The organism is Streptomyces sp. NPDC004539, assembly GCF_040610055.1.
GTDB lineage: Bacteria > Actinomycetota > Actinomycetes > Streptomycetales > Streptomycetaceae > Streptomyces.
The window spans coordinates 778,650-801,416 of record NZ_JBEXLS010000001.1 but is presented as its reverse complement, the minus strand read 5'-3'; the positions used below and the strand labels follow the sequence as shown (position 1 = coordinate 801,416).

Below are 22,767 nucleotides of genomic sequence, written 5' to 3'. Positions count from 1 at the left end.
CGGGGGGAGTTGGACATGGCTCTGCTGCTCGCGTTCCTGATGGCGGCGTCCGTGTGGGGCGCCTTCACCGGGGTCCGCATGTACCGCGCGGACGTCAAACTGCCCCCCGATCTCGCGCTCGCCCTGGAGGTCGGGGCGACACGGACCGGCGCGGTGGACTCGCTGGTCGACCGGATGGGCATGCGGTACGCGCCCGCCGTCCTGCGCCTCATGGGACCCCGCCTCGTCGCCAAGTACCGCCGCCGCATCGACCTCGCGGGCAACCCCGGGGGCCTCACCATCGACCGGTACGCCGCCCGCCGCGCGGTGTACGGCGCGCTGGGGGCCGTAGGGGCTGTGATCTTCTTCCTCCGCGGCAACCCGCTCATCGCCCTGTTCATGCTGGCGTTCGGCGCGGTGTGGACCGAGGTGGGGATCTGGTCGGCGATCCGGGTCCGCAAGGACGTCATCGAACGCACCCTGCCCGACTTCCTCGACGTCCTCGCGGTCGTCGTCAGCGCGGGGCTCGGCTTTCGGCAGGCCCTCGACCGGGTCGCCACCCGCTACGAGGGCCCCTGGGCGGACGAGATCCGCATCACGCTCCGCCAGATGGACCTGGGCATGAGCCGCCGCGAAGCCTTCGCGGAACTGCGCCGCCGCAACGACTCCGAGCAAGTAGCCATGTTCGTCACGGCGTTGCAGCAGGGCGAGGAACTGGGCGCCCCCATCGTCGACACCCTCGTGGCCATCGCCAAGGACATGCGCCGCACCGACGCCCAGAACGCCCGCCGCAAAGCCGCCCGCGCCGTCCCCCGCGCCACCCTCATGATCACCACCTTCATGGTCCCCGCCACGATGCTCCTCCTCGGCGCCGGCCTCCTCCTGGGCTCCGGCACCGACTTCGGCACGATCACAGGCGAATAGAGGCCGAAAATGGGGGAGTTCTGCCGAAAGGGGGTGAACGAGGTGACACGACACGGCACGGAGACCGAGGAGAACCACGGCCCGAGCGAGCCGGCCGAGGGCAGTGGCAGCCCGAGCCGCCCCGGGCCTCCCGGCGCCCTGCCCGGACCGGGCACACCCGACACCACCCGCCCGGACAACTCCACCGACCCGGCCCCGCAGCCACCCCACTCCGTGACTTCAGGGGTGGAGCGGCCTTCCGGGGAGCGCGCACGCGGCTTCCACACCCCGGCTTCCGACGGGGGTCAGCCTTCCGGGGAGCTCGCACCGGGCTCCCGCCCCCTGGCCTCGGAGACGGATCGGCCCCCCGGTGAGAACCCCCACGGCTCCCTCTCCCCGGCCGCCGAGAAGCGGCAGCCTTCCGGCTCGCGCCCGCGTGACCTCCTCTCCCCGGCCCGCCGCTCTCGGACCCCGGCCGCCGGGAGGCGGTTGCCTCGCGGCGAGAACCCGCGCGGCCCTTTCTCGGCCCGCCGTCTCCGACTCCGCCCCTCGAACCGCCCCCACCCCACCCCCTCCGCCCCCCTCGCCCTCCAGATCAACGCGCTCCAGGCCATGTCCCGGCAGGTGTTCGGGTTCCGGTTGGCGATGATCGTGCTGGCCGCGCCCTCCGCGTTGGTGAACGCCTCGCCGGGGGTGGGGGTGCGGCTCGTCGGGACGGCCGTGGTCGTCACGTTCATGGTGTCGTACGCGCTGCTGCGGGACTGGGAGAGGTTCGGGCCGCTGCTGCTGCGGCACCCGAGCGTGCTGGCCGTGGACACGTTGCTGGGCTCGCTGCTGCTGGTGTCCGCGGGCCCGGAGACGACGTTGGCGTACGTCAGCGTGTGCACGCCGCTGCTCGCGGGGATCGTGTACGGCTGGCGGGGCGCGGCCTGCTTCGCCTCGTTGCAGGGGCTGATCCTGCTGCTCGTGTACACGACGCTGGAGGCCCGCTCGGGCGCCTCGCTCGCGGAACGGCTCCTGCTGCCCGGCTTCTGCGTCATCACCGGCGCCCTCGGATCGGCCCTGCGCGGACTGATGCTGAGGTTCGGCGAGGCCACGGAGGCCCTCGCGGAGACCCGCGCCCGCCTCGCCGCCGCCGAGGCCGTCGCCGCCGAACGCGCCCGCCTCGCCCGGGAGATGCACGACTCCCTCGCCAAGTCCCTGTACGGCGTGGCCCTCGCCGCCGAGGCGCTCGCGGCCGGCGCGGGCCGGCCCGTCCGCGAACAGGCGAAGTCGATCGCCTCGGCGGCCCGCCGGGCGGCGGGGGAGTCCCGCGACCTGCTCACCGACCTGCGCGACAAAGAGGGCGAGGAACTGGACGTGCTCGACGAACTGGCCTCCCGGACAACGGACTTCACCTCCCGCACCGGCCTGCCGGCCACCTACCGCACGACCGGCGACCGCACCACCGTCCCCGTACCCCCCGCCGTCGCCCGCGAGTTGCTCTCCATCACCGCCGAGGCCCTCGACAACGCCCACCGCCACGCGGACGCGACCCGGGTCGAGGTGAGCGCGGGGGTGGACGACGGTGTCCTGCGCGTCACCGTCCACGACGACGGCAAGGGCCTGCCGCCCGGCACCTCCCTGGACGCCCTGCGCGGCGCCGGGCGCTACGGGCTGCTCGGCATGACCGAGCGGGCGGCGACACTGGGCGCGCGGCTCAGCGTCGTACCGGCCGGGCGCGGCACCGAGGTCCGCCTGGAGCTCGAACTCCCGCCCTCGGTGGGACGGTCCGGACAGGGAGCGGCATGATGAAAGTGCTCGTCGCCGACGACAACCCCGTGGTCCGCGCGGGCCTCACCGCGCTGCTCACCGGCGCCGGGGACATCGACGTCGTCGCCCAGGCGGAGAACGGGCGCGAGGCGTACGAACTCGCCGAGCTCCACCGGCCCGACGCCGTCCTCCTCGACGTCCGTATGCCCGGCGTCGACGGGCTCGCCGCGCTGCCCCGGCTCGTGCGGCTCGCCCCCGTCCTCATGCTCACCTACAGCGGCGAACCGGAGACCGTCCGCGGCGCCCTGCGGCTCGGCGCGCGCGGCTACCTCGTCCACGGGGAGTTCGGCGCCGGGCAGTTGCTCGACGCCGTGCGCGATGTCGTGCGGGGGCGGGCGCACTTGACGCCGACGGCGGCCACCGCGGTGCTGGAGGGGTTCCAGGAGAATGCGAATGCATACGACACAGACCCGCCAAACCCTCATCTCTCAGGGACTTTCGGCAAACCACTTTCGCGAGTGCAACCACTTGTGGGACAGTCTGCGTCAGGTAGGGGGAGGTTCCGGCTCAGTGCGAGGGAGGCGGAGATCATGGACCTCATCGCGTCCGGCATGTCGAACCATCAGATCGCCGCGGCCTGTTTCATCAGCGAGAAGACCGTCAAGAACCACATCAACCGGATCTTCGCCAAGCTCCACAGCACCACCCGCGCCGAAGCCACCGCCCAGTGGCTCGGCACCGCCCCGCCCCCCGTCCAGGGGGTGAGCTGACCATGCGTTCCTCCCCTTGGGCCCACCTTTGGGCCCCCGGACCCTCCCCTTCCTCTTCCCCCACGGCCTACACTCCCGCCGAACACGGACGAACCCCCCGTGCGACCGGAGGACAGACCCATGAACAAACTGCGGCACGACAAGGGCCAGACCGCGGTGGAGTACCTCGGGATCATCGCCGTGGTGGTGGCGATCGTGCTGGCGATCACGGGTACGGACATCGGGCAGACGATCTACAACGCCATCAAGGACCAGATCACCAACGTCACCGGAGGCTGACGCCACTCCGGAGACGCGGCGACGCGGGGCAGGCTTTCCCCATCTACATCATGGTGGTGGCGGGCCTGCTCTTCCTCGCGTTCGCGTACCTCGCGGTCGGCCAGGCGGGAGCGAACAGGGGCGACGCCCAGGCCGCCGCCGACGCCGCCGCGCTGGCCGCCGCCCAGGAGACCCGGGACCAGCTCGCCGCGGACTGGGTGGACAACGTCCTCGACCCGACGAAGTGGGACGACATCTTCGACGGCGTCGGCGCGGTCGACGGCTGCTGGCGCGCCCACCAGCTCGCCGGGGCGAACGACGCCACCGTCTCCTGCGAGCCCGGCCTCATGCGGTACACCGTCGAGGCGGTGACGGACAAATCCGTCGGCGACTCCGTCGTACCCGGCACGGAGAACGTCCACTCGAAGGCGCACGCCACGGCGGTCATCAAGTCCCTGTGCACCTTCGACCCGCTCCCCACGCCGACTCCCACCCCCACCCCCACATCCGAGCCCGATCCCAGTCCTACGGGCGGCGACAACGGGGAGATCCCCCCGGCTCCCCTTCCGGAACTCGACTGCGACGGTGTCAAGTGGCACCTGGACCCGGAGGATCTCCGGCTGCCGGAACCCCGGGACCTCTTCGACGTCCATCTCGTCGACTGACCCGCCCCAGACCTAAGGAAGCAGAGGCATGAGCATTCGGTTCACGACGAAGGCCCGCAGGGGGACGGTCGCCCTGACCCTCGCGGTCGGTCTTGCCCTCGGCGCGGCCGGATGCGGTGGCGGAGGCGGCGGTGACGACAAGAAGGCGGACTCGACACCGTCCGTGCAGAAGACGGCCGACGGCTCCGGGCCGACCACCCAGGAAGGCGACTCGGAGCAGCCGATCGCCGAACTCAAGGGACCGAGCGGCCTGTTGCTCCAGATCACCAGCGCGAAACGCGACTCGGGCGGTTTCGTCACGGTCAACGGCACGCTGAAGAACGACGGCCCCAAGACGGTGAACGTGCCGTCCCAGCTCAGCGGGAACGAGACCGAGATCATCAGGAACGGCACGTCTCTCGGCGGAGCCACGCTCGTCGACTCCAAGGGCAAGAAGCGCTACTACGTGCTACGCGACACCGATGGACGGCCCCTGACGACGACCTCCCTGCCGTCGCTCAAGTCGGGCGATTCCTTCCCGGTGTTCATGCAGTTCCCGGCGCCCCCGACCGCCACCACCGAGGTCGACTTCCAGCTGCCGATGTTCCCGACCGCCACGATCGGCATCTCCGGGTGAGGCCGCCGATGAAACACACGCTCACCCTGACGACGGCCCTCCTGCTCACCCTTCCCCTCAGCACGCCCGCCCGAGCCGACGACCCCAGCGTCCCCCCCGGCACCGAACCCTCCGCCTCCGCCCCCGTCCAGGTCGACCCCAACGACCCCGACCTGAAGCTCCCGCAGGGCGGGACGCTGGCGGCGCCGAAGGTGTTGGACATCAAGCAGGTGGTGGAGGACCAGACGGGCGACGAACGCAGGGAGGACACGAACGCGGACGTGAAGTTCGCGCTCCAGGCGGAGGTCCTCTTCGGCAAGGACAGCTCGAAGATCACCCCGGCGTCGAGATCCCGCATCGCGGCCATCGCCACCGAGATCAAGAAACAGAATGCGACCCGCATCCGGGTCTTCGGCTTCACCGACAACCTGGGCTCGTCCGCCCACGGCGACGTCCTCTCCCGCCAACGCGCCAACGCGGTCCAGGCGGTCCTGGACGACGAACTGAACGACCCGAACCTCACCTTCGACGTCCGCGGCTACGGCGAGCAGTACCCCATCGCCGACAACTCCACGGAACCGGGCCGCAAGAAGAACCGCCGGGTGGAGATCACGTTCCCGAGAGAGGGGTGAGGGACGACCCGAGCCCGGAGTGGTCGATGACGTTCCCGTCGGAGCAGTTGTTCTGGTGGCTGCCGGTCCAGTCGGACAGCGCGGGCACGACGGCGAGCTCCTGAAGGCAGACGTCGGCGGCGGTGAAGTTCCAGTTGTTCGCCGCGTTCACCCCCGACCCGAAATTCGAGTCGTTGTCGGCCTGAGCCGGACCGGCGGAGAGCGCGAGGACAGCGAGCGGCAGCACCGCGAAGACGATCTTCTTCATGCGTACGACAACGACACCCCCGCCCTCAGGACACGCCCCCCGCCACCACGTCCACCCGCACCCCCGCGACCACCCCCCACCCGGCCATCACCCCCGCCTCCGCCTCCAGCACATGCCGTGCCCGCGGCCGGGGCAGGCCGAGCCGTCCCGGGACCATCGTCCGCACGGCCAGGACCCTCAAGTCCCGGGACAGGTAGGCCACATCGATGGGCATCCGCATGCGGAAGGTGTGAATCCCGGAGGCGGGGGACAGGAGCAGGGCGCCTTCGACGGACTCCCGCCCGAGCAGCCCCTTCGTACGGGCCCGGTACGACGCGGCGATCTCCAACGGCACCTCCACGGCTCCCTCCGCCGCCCCCACGACCAGCACACCCCGCCCGTCCCGCCAGCGCCCCACGTCCGCCTCCGTACGTCCGCCCCCGCACAGGGAGTTGCAAGAGTCCCGTACCTGGATAGTAGAACCCCATGACGATCAGCCTCGGTGCCGTCCTCCGCCCCCAACTCCCGCCGGAACGACTGCGGTCGGCCGTCCGGCTGGCCGACGAGGAGGGGCTGGACGAACTCTGGCTGTGGGAGGACTGCTTCCTCCAGGGCGGCCTCACCGCGGCGGCAGCGGCCCTCGCCTGGACCGACCGCGTCCGCATCGGCGTCGGCCTCCTCCCCGTCCCCCTGCGCAACGTCGCCCTCACCGCGATGGAGACGGCGGCCCTGCACCGCATGTTCCCCGGCCGCGTCTCCCTGGCGATCGGCCACGGCGTCCAGGACTGGATGGCCCAGGTCGGCGCCCGCCCCGACTCCCCGCTGACCCTCCTCGGCGAGTACACGACCGCCCTGCGCGCCCTCCTGAACGGCGAACGCGTCACCAGCAAGGGTACGTACGTCACGCTGGACGACGTCGCCCTCGGCTGGCCCCCGCAGACCCGCGCCGAGATCCTGGTCGGCGGCATCGGCCCCCGCACGCTGCGCCTCGCGACCCGCATCGCCGACGGCACGGTCCTGAACGAGTCGGCGACCCCCGAGCGCGTCCGCGAGATCCGCGCCGCCGCCGAGAAGCAGTCCACCGGCCCCCACCGCGTCGTCGTCTACCTCGTCGCCGCCACCGGCGAGGACGCCCACGCCCGCCTCGCCCGCGAACTCGACACCCTCGGCCTCACGGGCGTCGGCGTCGCCGGGGACGCCGCGACGGTCGCCGCGGAGGTCCGCAGATACGCAGACGCCGGCGCCGACACCGTCGTCCTCCTCCCCACCCCCGACGACCCCGACCCGGAGGGCTTCCTGAGGTTCACGGCCCGAGAGGTGCGCCCGCTGGTGCCGTAGAGAGAAATTCAGCGGCACTCCCGCCCACCCCTTTGCCACCATCCACTCATGCCCACGTACGAACACCTCGTCGCCGAAGCCGACGCCGCCCCCACCGAAGGCTGGGACTTCTCCTGGTTCGAGGGCCGCGCCACCGAGGCCCGGCCCTCCTGGGGGTACGCGGTGTCGCTCGCGGACCGCCTCGGGCGGGCGGACTCCGCGCTGGACCTCGACACCGGGGGCGGCGAGGTCCTGGACTTCGCGCTGGCCCGGACGGCGACCCCGCCCCGCACCCTCGCGGCCACCGAGAGCTGGCCCCCGAACGCGGCCAGGGCGACCCGGCTGCTGCGCCCCCGGGGCGCGGTGGTCGTCCGCACCGGTGAGGACGACGACGAACTCCCCTTCGCGGACGCCTCGTTCGACCTCGTGTCGAGCCGGCATCCGATCCGGCCCGACTGGTCGGAGATCGCCCGTGTCCTCACCCCCGGCGGCACCTACTTCGCCCAGCACGTCGGCCACCGCAGCGCGTTCGAGCTCGTCGAGGAGTTCCTCGGCCCCCTCCCGGACGCCGTGAGCCGCGACCGGCACCCGGAGACGGAGTCGGCGGCGGCGCGGGCGGCGGGGCTGGAGATCGTCGACCTCAGGGTCGAGCGCCCGCGCATGGAGTTCCACGACATCGGCGCCGTCGTCCACTTCCTGCGCAAGGTCGTCTGGATGGTCCCCGGCTTCACCTCCGCCCGGTACGAGACGGAGCTGAGGGCCCTGCACCGCCGGATCACCGACGAGGGCCCCTTCGTCGCGTACAGCGCGCGGCACCTGATCGAGGCCCGCAGGCGCCCCGCCGGATAAATGGCCGGGAACCGTCGGCCGGGGCCGTGATCTCCACAGGGTTTCCACATCGTTATCGCGAACGAGTGCTCGATCCCCCCGGCATCACGTAGATTCGGCGGCGGCAATTCGCGCCAGCAAAGCTGCGGGGGTGGCACCGCGCAGTGGAGGGGACCGCGCGGTGCCGCCTCCGTCAATCGAACGCCCCGAGCCGCGTTCCCCCGTGCGAGGGACGCCGTGGGACCCCTCGTTTTTGGCCACGAAACCCCCACGAACAGCGCTTTGACCCCCGGATCGGCGTCGCCGGACAACTCCGGAGAGTAATTATTTCGCGCTGATGCGCGCAGCATCCCTCACAAAGGGTTATGGTGGAAACCCCCCCCTCGGGCCGGTCCGTATCCCCCCCACGGACCGGCCCGTTTTATTGCCCGCCGCACCCGCCCCCGCGACCACCCCCGCACCCGAGGGGCACGCCCAGCGCACGCACAGCGCGCCCACGCCGCACGCACAGCAACCCCGCGTCCGCGCAAACAGACATCCCTACCCCGCGTGAGGCACCTCAACTCCCCCTGGGGGTAAGCTTCCCCGCCTGCGGGGACCGCCGTTTCGGAGGGGCTGAACATCGTGATCCTGCGCGACAAACTGCGCGGCCTGCTGGTCAGGCTCTACGCACGACGGGTGGAAGGCCACCTCGACCACACCCAGGTGCCGAAGCACATCGGCGTCATCATGGACGGCAACCGCCGCTGGGCGAAGGCCGCGGGCTCGTCGACCGTCCACGGCCACCGCGCCGGCGCCGACAACATGTCCGAGTTCCTCGGCTGGTGCGCCGAGACGGATGTGAAGGTCGTCACGTTCTGGCTGCTGTCGACGGACAACTTCGACCGCCCGAAGGACGAGCTGGTCCCCCTCCTCGGCATCATCGAGGACGTCGTCCGCACCCTCGCCTCGGACGGCCGCTGGCGCGTCCACCACGTCGGGACGAAGGACCTCCTCCCCGACCAGATGCAGCTCACGCTGAAAGAGGCGGAGCAGGCGACCTCGGACGTCGACGGAATACTGGTGAACGTCGCCATCGGCTACGGCGGCCGGCAGGAGATCGCCGACGCCGTCCGCTCGATGCTGCACGACGCCCAGGACAGGGGCCTGTCGATGGACGACCTCGCGGAGTCCGTGGACACCGACATGATCGGCCGCCACCTCTACACCAGCGACCAGCCCGACCCCGACCTCGTCATCCGCACCAGCGGCGAGCAGCGGCTGTCCGGTTTCATGCTGTGGCAGACCGCGCACTCCGAGTACTACTTCTGCGACGTCTTCTGGCCCGCCTTCCGCAAGGTCGACTTCCTGCGCGCCCTGCGCGACTACGCGGCCCGCCACCGCCGCTTCGGGGGCTGACCGCGCACCCCTCACCTCGGTGGGGACCACACCCGTAACAAGTTGTTCACCAGGACGCCGCGCTTTGCCGTGGCATGACGGCGCAAATTAGAGGGCATAAGCCAAGCAGGTCGACACCCGACCCACGGGTGTCGGATCTCAGCGGACGGCACGGGGCCGTCCGCCCGGGAGGCCCTTTGCACCAGCCCGACCGTGCGGTCACGGCACGGACGAAGCAGTGGAGGGCCGGTCCCCGGCCCGTGCAAACGGGTCTCGGACCGGTCCAGCTCCACTCCGTCGCTCCCCGACCTCATCCGAGGGGGTACGTCCTTCCGTGGTGACCAGCACAAAGCGCCACAAGTCCGACCGGCGCACCTATGTTCTCGACACCAGCGTCCTGCTGGCCGACCCGTCCGCGATGACCCGTTTCGAGGAGCACGAAGTCGTGCTCCCGATCGTCGTCGTCACCGAACTGGAGGCCAAGCGGCACCATCCCGAGCTCGGTTACTTCGCCCGGCAGGCCCTGCGCCAGCTGGACGACTACCGGGTGAAGTTCGGCCGCCTGGACGCGCCCATCCCGATCGGGGAACTGGGCGGCTCGATCCGTGTCGAGCTCAACCACTCGGACCCCAGCATCCTGCCGAGCGGCTACCGGCTGGGGGACAACGACACCCGCATCCTGGCGGTGGCACGCAACCTCCAGGCCGAGGGGTACGACGTCACCGTCGTCTCGAAGGATCTGCCGCTGCGCATCAAGGCGTCCTCGGTCGGCCTCCTCGCCGAGGAGTACCGCGCCGAGCTCGCCATCACGGACTCCTCCGGCTGGACCGGCATGTCCGAACTGACACTGCCGGGCGACCAGGTGGACGTCCTCTTCGAGGAAGGACACGTGTACGTCCCGGAGGCCGCGAACCTCCCCGTGCACACCGGCCTCATGATCCAGTCGGAGCGCGGCAAGGCGCTCGGCCGGGTCACCCCCGAGGGCAACATCCGGCTCGTGCGCGGCGACCGCGAGGCGTTCGGCATCAAGGGCCGCAGCGCCGAGCAGCGCATCGCGCTCGACCTGCTGCTCGACCCGGACGTCGGCATCGTCTCGATGGGCGGCCGGGCCGGCACCGGCAAGTCGGCGCTCGCGCTGTGCGCGGGCCTTGAGGCGGTCCTGGAGCGCCGCCAGCACAAGAAGGTGATGGTCTTCCGCCCGCTGTACGCGGTCGGCGGCCAGGAACTGGGCTATCTGCCCGGCTCCGAGGCCGAGAAGATGAGCCCGTGGGCACAGGCCGTCTTCGACACGCTGTCGGCCGTCACGAGCCGCGAGGTCATCGAGGAGGTGACGGCGCGCGGGATGCTCGAAGTGCTCCCTCTGACCCATATCCGGGGCCGCTCCCTGCACGACGCGTTCGTCATCGTCGACGAGGCCCAGTCCCTGGAGCGGAACGTCCTGCTGACGGTCCTCTCCCGGATCGGCGCCAACTCCCGTGTCGTCCTCACCCATGACGTCGCCCAGCGCGACAACCTGAGGGTGGGCCGGTACGACGGTGTCGTGGCCGTGGTGGAGAAGCTGAAGGGGCATCCGCTCTTCGCGCATGTCACGCTGACCCGCTCCGAGCGCTCCCAGATCGCCGCGCTCGTGACCGAAATGCTGGAGGACGGCAGTATCTGACCCGTAATCGACGGCCGGTCGGCGCCGTCCCGCAAAGGTCGAGAGCCTAGCGGGACGGCGTCGCCGTGTGGGGGATTCGCCGAAATCCCTTGCCCCGCAGGGGATGTGAGCTTTCACACCCGGTCCGGAATTGTCATCGGCGCTTGGTTACGGCAGAGTCTCGGTTCTGTCAGGCCCCGCGTGCGACACAGCTGTACCCCCAGCGGTTCAGCGCCTCAAACTTCATCATCGACGTCGTGCGCCGCCCGAGCACCAGAAGGCACCCCCTCCCCAGGAGTTGCCGGTGGGCCAGTGCTTCCCGTGACCCCTTTCGGAAGCCAGCGCCAAGGGGCACGATCGCGTCCGCCAGGGTCACCGAAGCGGGCGATGCTGGAAGGAAATCGTGTGAGCCTGGTCTCGGTCCGGGGTTTCGCAGTGGCTTCGGCCACCGCGGTGACCGCCGTCGGTAGCGTCGTGGGTGTTGCCTCGGGCAGCGTCGCGCAGCCGAACGACGTACAGACGAAGGCGGACGACGCCACCCTCCTCGCCGACATCCCCGTGGGACAGCAGGCCGAGGTCCAGACCGCCTCTCTGACGCAGCAGGCCGCCTACCAGGCCATGGCCGCCGATGAGAGCGCGAAGAAGGACGCCGAGGAGGCAGCGCGCAAGGCCGCCGCCGAGATCGCGATCTCGAAGAAGGAGGCCGCCGAGGAGGCGGCTAAGGCCAAGGAAGAGGCCGAGGCCAAGGCGAAGGCCGCCAAGGGCGACTTCCCGATCCAGAGCTCTTACTCGATCTCCGAGATCCAGTCGATGGCCCGTCAGATGGTCGCGGGCGGCCAGTGGCAGTGCTTCTCGAACATCGTCGACCACGAGTCGAGCTGGAACTACCGCGCCGTCAACGCCTCCTCGGGCGCGTACGGCCTCTTCCAGGCGCTCCCCGGCTCGAAGATGTCCTCGGTCGGCTCCGACTGGCAGACCAACCCGGCCACGCAGATCAAGTGGGGCCTGAACTACATGAACGAGCGCTACGGCAGCCCGTGTGACGCCTGGTCGTTCTGGCAGGCCAACAACTGGTACTAGCCCTACCGGTTTTCTCAACCTCCGACAGCCCCTCCCCGTCATTAGGGAGGGGCTGTCGCCCTGTACGGTCGGGTGCGGACGACTCCCAGGGAGGGAGTGGTGCGAAGAGACGGGGCAAGAGGTCGGATCATGTCGCGGGTACCAGGGTGGCTCGGCAGGCTCGGCGCGGGGCTGACCGAGATGGGGGAGCGGCTCGACGAACGGCGCGCGGAGGTCGAGCGGGACGGCGGGGTGCTGGACGAACCGCACCCGAAGCGGGAGCCTGACGCCGGGTCGGCGGTGGAGTCGGCCGCGGAGTCGTCTGCGGCATCGAAGTCCGGCGCCTCGAAGTCCGGTGCGTCGGGGCCTGCCGTGTCGAAGCCCGCCGCCCGCCCGGTCCGTACTCGCCCCTCCGGGCCCCGTCCCGACCCCGCCCAGGCCGTCCCCTGGGGCGTGCGGGTCGCGGCCGAGGCCGGGTGGCGGCTGCTCGTGCTCGCCGGGACCGTCTGGATTCTGATGCGGGTCATCAGCGCGGTCCAGCTCGTCGTCTTCGCCTTCGTCATCGGCCTGCTGCTGACGGCCCTCCTCGAACCGACCGTCGCCCTCCTGAAGCGGCGCGGGGTGCCGCGGGGCCTGGCCACCGCCCTCACGGCCGTCCTCGGGTTCGTCGTCATCGGGCTGCTCGGGTGGTTCGTCACCTGGCAGGTCATGGAGAACATCGACGACCTCTCCAACCAGATCCAGTCCGGCATCGACGACCTGCGCCGCTGGCTCCTCGACAGCCCTTTCCACGTCACCGACAAACAGATCAACGCGATCGCCAAGAACCTCCGCGAGGCGGTCGGCGCGAACGCCGACTCGATCACCTCCGCCGGGCTCGAAGGCGTGACGGTCATCGTCGAACTCCTGACGGGCATCCTGCTGGCCGCCTTCTCCACCCTCTTCCTCCTGTACGACGGCCGCCGCATCTGGGAGTGGGCCCTCAAGCTCGTCCCCGCCGCGGCCCGCGAGGGCGTCGCGGGCGCCGGCCCCCGCGCCTGGGCGACGCTGACGGCGTACGTCAGGGGCACGGTGGTGGTGGCCCTGATCGACGCCATCTTCATCGGCATCGGCATCTACTTCCTCGACGTCCCGATGGCCGTCCCGCTCGCCGTCTTCATCTTCCTCTTCTCCTTCATCCCGCTCGTCGGAGCCGTCGCCTCCGGCGCCCTCGCCGTCCTGGTCGCCCTGGTGACCCAGGGCGTCTTCACCGCCGTCATGACCCTCGCCGTCGTCCTCGCCGTCCAGCAGATCGAGGGGCACATCCTCCAGCCCTTCATCCTGGGCCGCGCGGTCCGGGTGCACCCCCTCGCCGTCGTCCTGTCCGTCGCCGCGGGCGGGATGGTCGCGGGGATCGGGGGAGCGGTGGTGGCGGTGCCGCTGGTCGCCGTGACGAACACGGTGGTGGGCTATCTGCGCAGGTACGCGAGCGAACAGGCGGAGCTGGCGGACGAGGTCGGGGAACCGGACGACGCGCCTCTCTGAGCATCGGTCCGCCCCTGTTCCAAAGCCGTGACAATCGGCCCCCACCTGCACGGACACGCCCTCCCACGGTCGGCTGTACACCCCGCGTATACACGCGGCGTATACACCGCATGTACAGTCCTCCCCATGTCCATCGGTCACACCCTCCTGGGACTCCTGGAGTCCGGGCCTCGCCACGGTTACGACCTCAAGCGGGCCTTCGACGAGAAGTTCGGTCACGACCGGCCGCTGCACTACGGCCAGGTCTACTCGACGATGTCGAGGCTGCTGAAGAACGGCCTCGTCGAGGTCGACGGCGTCGAGGCCGGCGACGGCCCGGAGCGCAAGCGGTACGCGATCACCGGCGCCGGCGTCACGGACGTCGAACGCTGGCTCGCGACGCCGGAGAAGCCGGAACCGTACCTCCAGTCCGCGCTGTACACGAAGGTCGTGCTGGCGCTGCTGACCGGGCGCGACGCGGGGGACATCCTCGACACGCAGCGCTCCGAGCACCTGCGCAGCATGCGCATCCTCACCGACCGCAAGCGCAAGGGCGACCTCGCGGACCAACTCATCTGCGACCACGCCCTGTTCCACCTGGAGGCCGACCTGCGCTGGCTCGAACTCACCGCCGCCCGACTGGAGAAGCTCCGCGAGGTGGTGGCCCGATGACCGCCCCCGCCGGCTCCCTCCTGACCGCCGACAACCTCCGCAAGGCGTACGGCCCGACGCTCGCCCTGGACGGCGCCGAGTTCTCCATCCACCCCGGCGAGGTCGTCGCGGTGATGGGCCCCTCCGGCTCCGGCAAGTCGACGCTCCTGCACTGCCTCGCCGGGATCGTCACCCCCGACTCGGGCTCGATCCTGTACGACGGCCGCGAGATGGCCACGATGAACGACGCCCAGCGCAGCGCCCTGCGCCGCTCGGAGTTCGGATTCGTCTTCCAGTTCGGCCAGTTGGTGCCCGAACTGACCTGCGTCGAGAACGTCGCCCTGCCGCTGCGCCTGAACGGCACCTCCCGCAAGGCCGCCGAGAAGACCGCCCTCGGCTGGATGGAACGCCTCGAAGTCGACGACCTGGGCCGTAAGCGCCCCGGCGAGATCTCCGGCGGCCAGGGCCAACGCGTCGCCGTGGCACGGTCGTTGGTGACCAGCCCGCGGGTCCTGTTCGCCGACGAGCCGACCGGCGCGCTGGACTCCCTGAACGGCGAGCGCGTGATGGAGCTGCTGACCGAGGCCGCCCGCACGACCGGCGCCGCCGTCGTCCTCGTCACCCACGAAGCCCGCGTCGCCGCCTACTCCGACCGCGAGATCGTCGTACGCGACGGGAAGTCGCGGGACATGGAGCGCGTCGTATGAGCAAGGCCAGATCGTGGAGCCGGGACCTCGTCATGGGGACGCGGTTCGCGTTCGCCGGGGGACGCGAGGGGTGGTCGCGGGCGCTGCTGACGGCCGTCGGGGTGGGGCTCGGGGTGGCGCTGCTGCTGCTCACGGCGGCGGTGCCGAGCGCGCTCAACGCGCGGGACGCCCGCGAGGACGCCCGCTCGGACTGGTCCTACGACTCCGAGACCGCGCCGAAGAGGTCCGACGACACGTTCCTGCTCGTCCGCACCGACACCACGTACCACGACGTGTCGGTACGGGGGCGGCTGATCGAGCCGGAGGGGCCGCGCGCTCCGCTGCCGCCCGGCGTGAAGGAGTACCCGAAGGCGGGCGGCATGGTCGTCTCGCCGAAGCTGAAGGAACTCCTCGCCTCCGACTCCGGGAAGCTGCTGCGCGAGCGGCTGCCGTACGAGGTCGTCGGGACCATCGGGGACCAAGGGATCGTCGGCGCCCAGGAGTTGTCGTACTACGCGACCGTCGCCGGCCTCGACAAGAAGTTCGACGGCGGCGAGGTCATGCGCTTCGAGCGGCTCGGGCGGACTCAGAAGGCCGATCCCCAGGCACCCGATCCGGTCCTCGTGCTGCTCACGGTCATCGTGATCGTCGTCCTGCTGATGCCCGTCGGGGTGTTCGTCTCGGCGGCCGTACGGATCGGTGGCGAGCGGCGGGACAAGCGGCTCGCGGCGCTCAGGCTGGTCGGCTCGGACGGGCTGATGACGCGGCGGATCGCGGCCGGCGAGGCGCTCGCGGGGGCGCTCCTCGGGCTCGTGTTCGGCGCCGCGTTCTTCCTGATCGGCCGTCAGCTCGCCGGGCAGGTCGAGCTGGCGGGGATCAGCGTGCTGCCCGGCGACCTGAAGCCCTCGCCGCTCCTCGCCCTGCTCGTGATCGTCGCGGTCCCGGCCGCGGCCGTCGGGGTCACGCTGCTCACCCTGCGCGGTGTCGTCATCGAACCGCTGGGCGTGGTGCGCACCGCGCGTCCCTCACGGCGCCGGCTGTGGTGGCGGCTGCTGCTGCCGGTCGCCGGGGCCGGGCTGCTCTACCCGATGATCGGGCAGGGGCGCAGCGGCGGCACCTTCAACGAGTACCTCGTCGTCGCCGGTGTCGTCCTGCTGCTCATCGGTGTCACCGCGCTGCTGCCGTGGCTCGTCGAGACGACCGTCGCCCGGCTCGGCTCCGGCGGGGTGTCGTGGCAACTGGCGGTACGGCGGCTCCAGTTGAGCAGCGGTACGGCGGCCCGGATGGTCAACGGGGTGGCCGTCGCCGTCGCCGGGGCGATCGCCCTCCAGATGCTGTTCGCCGGTATCGGGGGCGACTACACCGAGAAGACCGGTCAGGACACCCGGCGTGCGTCCATGCAGGTATCGGTGTCGTCGTACGACCGGATGGCCGCGTACAAGACCGAGTTCGAGAAGACCGCCGGGGTGGAGCGGGCCACCGCGAACGCCACGGCGTACATCGGGGACGAGACCTACTTCAAGTCCGAGGACGGCAGCGGGCGTTACGTCCAGGTCACGATCGGTGACTGTGTGAGCCTGCGGGATGTGGCCGCGCTGCCGTCCTGCGCGGACGGGGACGTCTTCCGGGTGCCCGGAGGCGGTGAGGGCTACGAGTCCGACACGGTCTCGCGGCAGCCGGACGGAAGCGGCACCGGCGACGACATGGGCCTGCTGAAGACCGGTACGGTCATCCACTACGGGCTGGACCCGCAGAAGCCCGGCCTGTCGACGTGGACCGTGCCGGCCGGCATCAAGACCGCCCGCGCGATCGACGACCTCAGGGGGGACCGGCACTTCGGGGTGCTGATGACGCCGAAGGCCCTGCCGAAGGGGATGGAGAAGACCGCGTACGGCAGTGTCTTCATCAGCCTCGACCGGTCCGTGGCCGACGCGCCCGAACTGGTCCGGAACACGGCGGCCCGGCTCGACCCGGGGAACGAGCCGATGATGTGGAACGAGACCCGGACGAACGAGGACTACGCGAAGATCCGTACGGGTCTGCTGGTCGGCGCGACCTGTGTGCTCGGTCTGATCGGCGCGAGCCTCCTCGTCTCGCAGCTCGAACAGCTGCGTGAGCGGCGGAAGTTGCTCTCCGCGCTGGTCGCCTTCGGCACTCGGCGGCGGACGCTCTCGCTGTCCGTGCTGTGGCAGACGGCCGTCCCGATCGGCCTCGGTCTGGTCCTCGCGACCGGTATCGGCATCGCCCTCGGGGCGATCCTGCTGGGCATGACCGGCGAGAGCGTCCGGATCGACTGGTCCGGGGTGTTCACGATGACCGGGATCGCGGCGGGGGTCGTCCTGCTGGTGACGCTGCTGAGTCTGCCGCCGCTGCTGAAGCTGCTGAAGCCGGACGGGCTGCGGACGGAGTAGAACTCCGGGGTCCTGCGGGCGACTTGGGGGAGCCGCAGGGGCCGGTGCGGAGCGGCGTGGGGAAGCAGGGCCGCTCTCGGGCGGGTGGGCCGTGGGGGCCTGCCCGCCCGACTCCCTTTTGTGCGACTCCCTTTTGCGTGACTTCCTTTTGTGGCACGTCAGTCGAGTGTCCGCACCGGCAGCGGTCGCAGCGCCGTCGCCAACTCCCCGTACTCCGCCGCCCTCGCCGCACCGCGTCTCGCCGCGAGGGCGATGCGGCGGGCGGGCGCGGGCGCGGCGAACGTGGAGGTGCGCAGGCGGGGGTTGCGGGCGGTCTCGACCGTGACGGCGGTGGCCGGCAGGAGCGTGCAGCCGAGGCCGCCGGCGACGAGCTGGACGAGGGTGGAGAGGCCCGCGGCGGTCGTGGTGACCGGGGTGTCGGCGCGGCCCGCCTCGCGGCAGACGTCGAGAGCCTGGTCCCGCAGGCAGTGGCCCTCGTCGAGGAGCAGGAGGGTGACCTCCCGCAACCGCTCGCGGGGGACGTCCTGTCGGCCGCCGAGGGGGTGGTCCAGCGGGGTGACCAGGACGAAGTCCTCGTCGAACAGGGGGAGTTCGGTCACGCCGGGGACGCCGAGGGGGACCGCCAGCAGGAGGAGGTCGAGGCGGCCCGTCGCGAGGCCGTCGAGGAGGCCGGCCGTCAGCTCCTCGTGGACCTGGAGGTCCAGGGCGGGGTAGCGGTCGTGGACCAGGCCGATGACCGTCGGCAGGAGGTACGGCGCGGCCGTCGGGATGACGCCGAGCCGCAGCGTGCCGGTGAAGGGCGCGCGGACGGCCTCCGCCTCCTCCAGCAGGGAACCGACCTCCGCGAGGACGGCCCTGGCGCGAACGGCGATCCGCTCGCCCGCCGGGGAGAGGAGCACCCTGCGCGTCGTCCGCTCCAGGAGCGTCATCTCCAGGGTCTCCTCCAGCGCGGCGACCGCCCCGGAGAGCGCGGGCTGGCTCATGCCGATCGCCGCCGCGGCGTCCCGGAAGTGCAGGTGCTCCGCGACCGCCGCGAACGCCCGTAGCTGGGCCAGACTGGGCTGGCGCCTCTTGGCCCCGACGTTACTCACGGTCATCGACAGCCGCCTCCCATCAGGAGGTCCGATAATAGCTATTTCCGCAATCAATGCACCTTGTGCAAGCATCTGCCTCGTCCAACCCCTGATACGAGGAGCGCTCGTGCTCACTGTCGGTGACAAGTTCCCCGAGTTCGAACTGACGGCCTGTGTCTCGCTGGAGAAGGGCAAGGAGTTCGAGACGATCCACCACAAAACATACGAAGGCAAATGGCTCGTGGTGTTCGCGTGGCCCAAGGACTTCACCTTCGTCTGCCCCACCGAGATCGCCGCGTTCGGCAAGCTGAACGAGGAGTTCGCCGACCGTGACGCGCAGGTCCTCGGCTTCTCCGGGGACTCCGAGTTCGTCCACCACGCCTGGCGCAAGGACCACGACGACCTGCGTGACCTGCCGTTCCCGATGCTGGCGGACTCGCGGCACGAGCTGATGCGGGATCTCGGCATCGAGGGGGAGGACGGGTTCGCCCAGCGCGCGGTCTTCATCGTCGACCCGAATCGGGAGATCCAGTTCACGATGGTCACCGCCGGCTCCGTCGGCCGCAACCCCAAGGAGGTGCTGCGCGTGCTGGACGCCCTCCAGACCGACGAGTTGTGCCCCTGCAACTGGACCAAGGGCGAGTCCACGCTCGACGCGGCGCGGCTCCTGGCGGGTGAGTGACTATGTCCCTCGACACCCTCAAGTCCGCGATACCGGACTACGCCAAGGACCTCCGCCTCAACCTGAGTTCGGTCGTCACCAACTCCGACCTCACGCCTCAGCAGCTGTGGGGCACGGTCCTCGCAACCGCCATCGCCTCCCGCTCCCCGATCGTCCTACGCGAACTGGCGCCGGACGCAAGGGAGATGCTGACCCCGGAGGCTTACAAGGCCGCCAAGACAGCCGCCTCCGTCATGGCCATGAACAACGTCTTCTACCGCACCCGCCACCTCCTCTCCGACCCCGACTACAACAACCTCCGCGCCGGCCTCCGCATGAACATCCTCGCCAACCCCGGCGTCGAGAAGGTCGACTTCGAGCTGTGGTCGTTCGCGGTGTCGGCGATCAACGCGTGCGGGGCGTGTCTCGACTCCCACGAACAGGTGTTGCGCAAGGCGGGAGTCGACCGCGAGGTCATCCAGGAGGCGTTCAAGATCGCCTCGGTGATCCAGGCGGTGGGGGTGACACTGGAGGCGGAGGAAATCCTGAAGGACTGACTTCCCCTTCTCGCCTGACGGCCCCACTCGGCCCCGCCGACCGGGGCCGTCAACCTTTTCAGACGTCGATCGTCGATTTTCGGCATCGATGATCATGGGCGAAAACCTGACGGTCACCTCCCGTGAGACTCGTGATACGTTGCGACGCGTACATGATCATTTACTCGTTCCCGAAGAATGAGGTCCGCGTCATGCAGTCAGGTTTACGAGCCACAGTCATCGGAGTCGCGGCTTTCGCGGTAATCGGCCTCAATGCCGTACCCGCTTCCGCGGCCGGTGCCACTTCCTGCCCCAGCGATGGCCGTATTACCCAGTGGGACCGCTGTACCAGTCTTTCGAACGGTGTACTCAGCGTGAGAACCCAGGCCGCCGGAAACTATGTCACGGTGAACTACTACCGTACGGGCGGGAACAGCCTTTCCGCCAGGCTCGGTTACGAGCGTTCCGGAAGCAGTGTCTACTCCGGGTTCATCAACATGTCCAGCGCGCCCTTCCACTACGAGCGAACCTGGACCGTGGGCGCCAGTTGCTCCGCCTTCTACGGGAAGCTCGTGACCAGCGGCGGTACTACCTACATCACGCCCCCGGCAGATCCCTGCTGACCTGGTCGCTCGCGCGAGGCGTTTTCCTGGCTGGTGAGTCCTGGAACTTTCAGCCGGTGAAGCGCCTCGCGCTTTGGAATTGGGATATACCTTGATCGAAGCCGTCTTCCAAGGGCATTTGGTTTTTCTGGCCTTGGCTATATCGGTAACCCTGGTGGCGGGGTTTGGTGTTTATTTTGTTGCTGTTCGTCGTGTGGGGAGGGTGCGGGCCGTTTTCTATGGGCTGTGGGGAGGGGCGACGGTTGGGCCCGTGGTGCTCACCTCGTGGTCGGGCAGTGGGGTATTGACGTACGAGTGCGCGGTCAATCCGGATGTGACGGCGGCGTTCGCCAGTACGCAGGGGCAGCTCAATGTCCTGTTGTTCGTGCCTTTCGGGCTGTTCGCCGTGCTGGCGACTCGCAGGGTTCTGCCGGCTGTCGCTTCGGGCGTCGTGTTCACGGCTGTGGTGGAGACCGCGCAGGCGACGGTGCCTTTCATCAGCCGCCTGTGCGACACCGACGATCTGGTGGCGAACGTGGCGGGCGCTCTGGCCGGGGCGGCTGTCGGCGCGTTGATCGACCGTCGGGTGGGGAAGGGGAAGGCACTGTCCCGGGGCTTCGTACGGCGTGCCGGGTTCGTCGGCGCTTCGGTGGCCGCGCTTGTCGTCGCCGCCTGGGTGACGCTCATCGAGCCCACGAAGGTGTTCCAGCCGTCGGAGATCCCCGCGGCGACCGCAGAACAGGCGCGTGCGCTCGACGACGCGCTCGGCAAGGCTTTCCGGGCGGCCCCCGAGGTGAAGGGCGCCCTCTACTTCGACCACGGAGACGGGACGGCGGTCGTGTCGATGCCGCTGGCCGGTGGAGGGTACGCCGAGATCTCATGGCCCGACCGGGAGCAGTTCACCGCGCACTTCACCCCCAGCTCGCACGGCGAGGGGGTGCACGCCTACGAGATCCCCGGGGTGAGCCGCAGGGTCGGCACCGCGCAGGACGCGAAGAAGGTCGCCGAGGAGTACGCCGCGAGCTACGCGCCCTGGGCCCTGCCGGGATCGAAGGTCAGTGTGCGGGCCATCGACGAGACGGTCGGCATCGGCTGGATGGTGGAGTGGCGTCGCCGGAGCGGCGACGTCCTCATGCCGATGCGGCTGAACATCGCGATAGAACCGTCGGGCCGGATGATCGACCTCATCGCGCGGCACATCGAGGACCCACGGCTTCCGGAGTCCCGGATCGGCGAGCGGGAGGCGTGGGAGAGGTTCGAGACGGCGCACGGGCTCGCGGCCGGCGAGGGGGAGCGGACGGAGCCGGTCCTGCTGGCGGAGCGCAGGGACGGCCGCTGGCGGGTCCACTGGCGGCTCTCCGCACGCGACGGCGGCACACTGCTCTCCGCGGTCGTGGACGCGACCGACGGCAGCGTCCACAGTCCGAGCGCGGACGAGGTCCCAGACACCGGGCAAGTCGTGCAGCCGTAGGGCGACTCGACGCCGTACGGCATCAGGTGGACGGCGGGCGTCCCCGGCGCGGCAGCGGCCCCGTCCCCCCCGGCAACCTCCCCGCCTCCTGCAACGCCTTCCGCAGCAGGAACTCGATCTGTGCGTTGGCGGAGCGGAGTTCGTCGCCGGCCCAGCGGGCGAGGGCGTCGTAGACGGCGGGGTCGAGCCGCAGCAGGACTTGCTTGCGCTGCGGGCGGCGGTCGCCGGGGGTGGGGGTCACGAGTAGAGGGTTCCGGTGTTGAGGACCGGCTGCGGGGCGCGGTCGCCGCACAGGACGACCATCAGATTGGACACCATCGCCGCCTTGCGCTCGTTGTCGAGTTCCACGATGTCCTGTTCCGTGATGCGCGCGAGGGCCGCTTCCACCATGCCCACCGCCCCGTCGACGATCTGCCGCCGCGCCGCGACGACCGCGCCCGCCTGCTGCCGCTGAAGCATCGCGGAGGCGATCTCAGGAGCGTACGCGAGATGCGTGAAGCGTGACTCGATGATCTGGACACCGGCGGTCCGCACCCGGTCGCGCAGTTCGACGGCCAGCTTCTCGGTGATCTCCTCGGCGTTGCCGCGCAGCGAGAGGCCGTCCTCGTCGTGGGCGTCGTACGGGTACTCGATGGCGATGTGGCGGACGGCGGCCTCGGTCTGGGTCGCGACGAACTCCAGGTAGTTGTCGACCTCGAAGGTGGCCTGCGCGGTGTCCTGGACGCGCCACACGATCACGGCGGCCAGCTCGATCGGGTTGCCGTACGCGTCGTTCACCTTCAGGACCGGCGTCTCGTGGTTGCGGACCCGGGTGGAGAGCTTCGTGCGGGAGGTCAGGGGGTTGACCCAGCGCAGGCCGTCGTCCCGCAGGGTCCCCCGGTAGCGCCCGAAGAGCTGGACGACCCTGGCCTCACCCGGCGCGATCATGTTGAGCCCGCAGAGGAAGAAGAGCGCGGTGATCGAGACGAGGATGCCGCCCGTGATGAGGACGGCCTTCCCGGCGACGGACGTCACGGCCGCCGCGGAGACCGCCGCCCCGATGCCGCCGAACGTCCCGAGGAGCCCGAGCAGCAGGGCGAGCCCGCCGCCGACGCTGTGCGCCGGGAACTCCTCGATGAGCTCCTCCACCGGCGTGAGCGAATTGTCCGTCATGTTCGTTTCAGTCATGGGTCG

25 protein-coding genes are annotated in these 22,767 nt (G+C 70.3%); 20 read left to right on the top strand and 5 right to left on the bottom strand.

The genetic code is table 11. The annotated features are described in order from the left end of the window. Positions 1 to 15 precede the first annotated feature (15 nt). The 7 genes from ABZX85_RS03550 to ABZX85_RS03520 all read left to right on the top strand — a co-directional run bounded on the left by ABZX85_RS03550 (position 16) and on the right by ABZX85_RS03520 (position 5,554). Entirely contained in the window at positions 16 to 903 is an 888-nt protein-coding gene (locus ABZX85_RS03550; protein WP_355862194.1) for a DUF5936 domain-containing protein, read from the top strand. A 573-nt stretch (positions 904 to 1,476) separates the two neighbouring features. Next, on the top strand, positions 1,477 to 2,673 hold the full coding sequence (locus ABZX85_RS03545) for a histidine kinase (RefSeq protein WP_355862334.1): 1,197 nt from the start codon (positions 1,477 to 1,479) through the stop codon (positions 2,671 to 2,673). Further along, positions 2,673 to 3,404: a response regulator transcription factor gene (locus ABZX85_RS03540; protein ID WP_355862333.1), complete on the top strand. Its 732-nt coding sequence runs from the start codon at positions 2,673 to 2,675 to the stop codon at positions 3,402 to 3,404. Before ABZX85_RS03545 ends, ABZX85_RS03540 begins: the two co-directional genes overlap by 1 nt. 120 nt (positions 3,405 to 3,524) lie before the next feature. Then, positions 3,525 to 3,683: a hypothetical protein gene (locus ABZX85_RS03535; RefSeq protein ID WP_355862192.1), complete on the top strand. Its 159-nt coding sequence runs from the start codon at positions 3,525 to 3,527 to the stop codon at positions 3,681 to 3,683. Between the two features lie 50 nt (positions 3,684 to 3,733). Next, a complete protein-coding gene (locus ABZX85_RS03530; protein WP_355862190.1) occupies positions 3,734 to 4,327 on the top strand; it encodes a pilus assembly protein TadG-related protein in 594 nt (197 codons plus the stop codon). 28 nt (positions 4,328 to 4,355) lie between these two features. Further along, complete coding sequence (locus ABZX85_RS03525) at positions 4,356 to 4,943, top strand: hypothetical protein (RefSeq protein ID WP_355862188.1); 588 nt, start codon at positions 4,356 to 4,358, stop codon at positions 4,941 to 4,943. Positions 4,944 to 4,951: 8 nt separating this feature from the next. Then, a complete protein-coding gene (locus tag ABZX85_RS03520; RefSeq protein WP_355862186.1) occupies positions 4,952 to 5,554 on the top strand; it encodes an OmpA family protein in 603 nt (200 codons plus the stop codon). On the opposite strand, the gene ABZX85_RS03515 is transcribed toward ABZX85_RS03520, so the two are convergent. Together ABZX85_RS03515 and ABZX85_RS03510 are read right to left on the bottom strand one after the other, a co-directional pair. Beyond that, positions 5,532 to 5,801: a hypothetical protein gene (locus tag ABZX85_RS03515; RefSeq protein WP_355862184.1), complete on the bottom strand. Its 270-nt coding sequence runs from the start codon at positions 5,799 to 5,801 to the stop codon at positions 5,532 to 5,534. The two genes, ABZX85_RS03520 and ABZX85_RS03515, sit on opposite strands and share 23 nt — an antisense overlap. A 25-nt stretch (positions 5,802 to 5,826) precedes the next feature. Next, positions 5,827 to 6,198: a DUF192 domain-containing protein gene (locus ABZX85_RS03510; RefSeq protein WP_355862182.1), complete on the bottom strand. Its 372-nt coding sequence runs from the start codon at positions 6,196 to 6,198 to the stop codon at positions 5,827 to 5,829. A 68-nt stretch (positions 6,199 to 6,266) separates the two neighbouring features. On the opposite strand from ABZX85_RS03510, the gene ABZX85_RS03505 reads away from it, so the two are divergent. The 9 genes from ABZX85_RS03505 to ABZX85_RS03465 all read left to right on the top strand — a co-directional run bounded on the left by ABZX85_RS03505 (position 6,267) and on the right by ABZX85_RS03465 (position 17,251). Beyond that, a complete protein-coding gene (locus ABZX85_RS03505) occupies positions 6,267 to 7,118 on the top strand; it encodes an LLM class flavin-dependent oxidoreductase (RefSeq protein WP_355862180.1) in 852 nt (283 codons plus the stop codon). Between the two features lie 48 nt (positions 7,119 to 7,166). After that, complete coding sequence (locus ABZX85_RS03500) at positions 7,167 to 7,946, top strand: methyltransferase domain-containing protein (RefSeq protein WP_355862178.1); 780 nt, start codon at positions 7,167 to 7,169, stop codon at positions 7,944 to 7,946. Between the two features lie 603 nt (positions 7,947 to 8,549). Beyond that, positions 8,550 to 9,323 (top strand): isoprenyl transferase, encoded by a 774-nt coding sequence (locus tag ABZX85_RS03495; RefSeq protein ID WP_355862176.1) that lies wholly within the window; start codon positions 8,550 to 8,552, stop codon positions 9,321 to 9,323. 313 nt (positions 9,324 to 9,636) lie between these two features. Beyond that, on the top strand, positions 9,637 to 10,962 hold the full coding sequence (locus ABZX85_RS03490) for a PhoH family protein (RefSeq protein ID WP_355862174.1): 1,326 nt from the start codon (positions 9,637 to 9,639) through the stop codon (positions 10,960 to 10,962). A 384-nt stretch (positions 10,963 to 11,346) separates the two neighbouring features. Further along, a complete protein-coding gene (locus tag ABZX85_RS03485) occupies positions 11,347 to 12,021 on the top strand; it encodes a transglycosylase SLT domain-containing protein (RefSeq protein WP_355862172.1) in 675 nt (224 codons plus the stop codon). Positions 12,022 to 12,150: 129 nt separating this feature from the next. Then, the gene (locus ABZX85_RS03480; RefSeq protein WP_355862170.1) at positions 12,151 to 13,524 is read left to right on the top strand and encodes an AI-2E family transporter; all 1,374 of its coding nucleotides are present in this window, start codon (positions 12,151 to 12,153) and stop codon (positions 13,522 to 13,524) included. A 126-nt stretch (positions 13,525 to 13,650) separates the two neighbouring features. Continuing rightward, a complete protein-coding gene (locus tag ABZX85_RS03475; RefSeq protein WP_355862168.1) occupies positions 13,651 to 14,175 on the top strand; it encodes a PadR family transcriptional regulator in 525 nt (174 codons plus the stop codon). After that, a complete protein-coding gene (locus ABZX85_RS03470) occupies positions 14,172 to 14,861 on the top strand; it encodes an ABC transporter ATP-binding protein (protein ID WP_355862166.1) in 690 nt (229 codons plus the stop codon). The genes ABZX85_RS03475 and ABZX85_RS03470 overlap by 4 nt, the downstream gene beginning before the upstream one ends. Beyond that, positions 14,858 to 17,251, top strand: coding sequence for an ABC transporter permease (locus ABZX85_RS03465; protein WP_355862164.1), 2,394 nt, complete (start codon positions 14,858 to 14,860; stop codon positions 17,249 to 17,251). The genes ABZX85_RS03470 and ABZX85_RS03465 overlap by 4 nt, the downstream gene beginning before the upstream one ends. A gap of 158 nt (positions 17,252 to 17,409) precedes the next feature. Here ABZX85_RS03465 and ABZX85_RS03460 read toward each other — a convergent pair whose 3' ends face one another. Beyond that, positions 17,410 to 18,348 (bottom strand): LysR substrate-binding domain-containing protein, encoded by a 939-nt coding sequence (locus tag ABZX85_RS03460; protein ID WP_355862162.1) that lies wholly within the window; start codon positions 18,346 to 18,348, stop codon positions 17,410 to 17,412. A 103-nt stretch (positions 18,349 to 18,451) separates the two neighbouring features. Here ABZX85_RS03460 and ABZX85_RS03455 point away from each other — a divergent pair, with 103 nt between their 5' ends. The 4 genes from ABZX85_RS03455 to ABZX85_RS03440 all read left to right on the top strand — a co-directional run bounded on the left by ABZX85_RS03455 (position 18,452) and on the right by ABZX85_RS03440 (position 21,594). Continuing rightward, on the top strand, positions 18,452 to 19,006 hold the full coding sequence (locus ABZX85_RS03455; protein WP_355862160.1) for a peroxiredoxin: 555 nt from the start codon (positions 18,452 to 18,454) through the stop codon (positions 19,004 to 19,006). 2 nt (positions 19,007 to 19,008) lie between these two features. Continuing rightward, on the top strand, positions 19,009 to 19,542 hold the full coding sequence (locus ABZX85_RS03450) for an alkyl hydroperoxide reductase (RefSeq protein WP_355862158.1): 534 nt from the start codon (positions 19,009 to 19,011) through the stop codon (positions 19,540 to 19,542). Between the two features lie 386 nt (positions 19,543 to 19,928). Beyond that, positions 19,929 to 20,144 carry a hypothetical protein gene (locus ABZX85_RS03445; RefSeq protein WP_355862156.1) on the top strand — a complete coding sequence of 72 codons (216 nt, stop codon included), beginning with the start codon at positions 19,929 to 19,931 and terminating at the stop codon, positions 20,142 to 20,144. 250 nt (positions 20,145 to 20,394) lie between these two features. Then, positions 20,395 to 21,594, top strand: coding sequence for a VanZ family protein (locus tag ABZX85_RS03440; protein ID WP_355862154.1), 1,200 nt, complete (start codon positions 20,395 to 20,397; stop codon positions 21,592 to 21,594). 22 nt (positions 21,595 to 21,616) lie between these two features. Here the strand turns inward: ABZX85_RS03440 and ABZX85_RS03435 are convergent, their stop codons facing one another. Both ABZX85_RS03435 and ABZX85_RS03430 read right to left on the bottom strand, forming a co-directional pair. Continuing rightward, positions 21,617 to 21,886: a hypothetical protein gene (locus ABZX85_RS03435; protein ID WP_355862152.1), complete on the bottom strand. Its 270-nt coding sequence runs from the start codon at positions 21,884 to 21,886 to the stop codon at positions 21,617 to 21,619. Further along, the gene (locus ABZX85_RS03430) at positions 21,832 to 22,746 is read right to left on the bottom strand and encodes an SPFH domain-containing protein (protein WP_355862332.1); all 915 of its coding nucleotides are present in this window, start codon (positions 22,744 to 22,746) and stop codon (positions 21,832 to 21,834) included. The genes ABZX85_RS03435 and ABZX85_RS03430 overlap by 55 nt, the downstream gene beginning before the upstream one ends. Positions 22,747 to 22,767 lie beyond the last annotated feature (21 nt).

Coding starts and splice junctions, on each gene's coding strand:
- ABZX85_RS03550 (WP_355862194.1), top strand. CDS start 16: ATGGCTCTGCTGCTCGCGTTCCTGATGGCGGCGTCCGTGTGGGGCGCC.
- ABZX85_RS03540 (WP_355862333.1), top strand. CDS start 2,673: ATGAAAGTGCTCGTCGCCGACGACAACCCCGTGGTCCGCGCGGGCCTC.
- ABZX85_RS03535 (WP_355862192.1), top strand. CDS start 3,525: ATGAACAAACTGCGGCACGACAAGGGCCAGACCGCGGTGGAGTACCTC.
- ABZX85_RS03530 (WP_355862190.1), top strand. CDS start 3,734: ATGGTGGTGGCGGGCCTGCTCTTCCTCGCGTTCGCGTACCTCGCGGTC.
- ABZX85_RS03525 (WP_355862188.1), top strand. CDS start 4,356: ATGAGCATTCGGTTCACGACGAAGGCCCGCAGGGGGACGGTCGCCCTG.
- ABZX85_RS03520 (WP_355862186.1), top strand. CDS start 4,952: ATGAAACACACGCTCACCCTGACGACGGCCCTCCTGCTCACCCTTCCC.
- ABZX85_RS03515 (WP_355862184.1), bottom strand. CDS start 5,801: ATGAAGAAGATCGTCTTCGCGGTGCTGCCGCTCGCTGTCCTCGCGCTC.
- ABZX85_RS03505 (WP_355862180.1), top strand. CDS start 6,267: ATGACGATCAGCCTCGGTGCCGTCCTCCGCCCCCAACTCCCGCCGGAA.
- ABZX85_RS03500 (WP_355862178.1), top strand. CDS start 7,167: ATGCCCACGTACGAACACCTCGTCGCCGAAGCCGACGCCGCCCCCACC.
- ABZX85_RS03480 (WP_355862170.1), top strand. CDS start 12,151: ATGTCGCGGGTACCAGGGTGGCTCGGCAGGCTCGGCGCGGGGCTGACC.
- ABZX85_RS03475 (WP_355862168.1), top strand. CDS start 13,651: ATGTCCATCGGTCACACCCTCCTGGGACTCCTGGAGTCCGGGCCTCGC.
- ABZX85_RS03470 (WP_355862166.1), top strand. CDS start 14,172: ATGACCGCCCCCGCCGGCTCCCTCCTGACCGCCGACAACCTCCGCAAG.
- ABZX85_RS03465 (WP_355862164.1), top strand. CDS start 14,858: ATGAGCAAGGCCAGATCGTGGAGCCGGGACCTCGTCATGGGGACGCGG.
- ABZX85_RS03460 (WP_355862162.1), bottom strand. CDS start 18,348: ATGACCGTGAGTAACGTCGGGGCCAAGAGGCGCCAGCCCAGTCTGGCC.
- ABZX85_RS03450 (WP_355862158.1), top strand. CDS start 19,009: ATGTCCCTCGACACCCTCAAGTCCGCGATACCGGACTACGCCAAGGAC.
- ABZX85_RS03430 (WP_355862332.1), bottom strand. CDS start 22,746: ATGACGGACAATTCGCTCACGCCGGTGGAGGAGCTCATCGAGGAGTTC.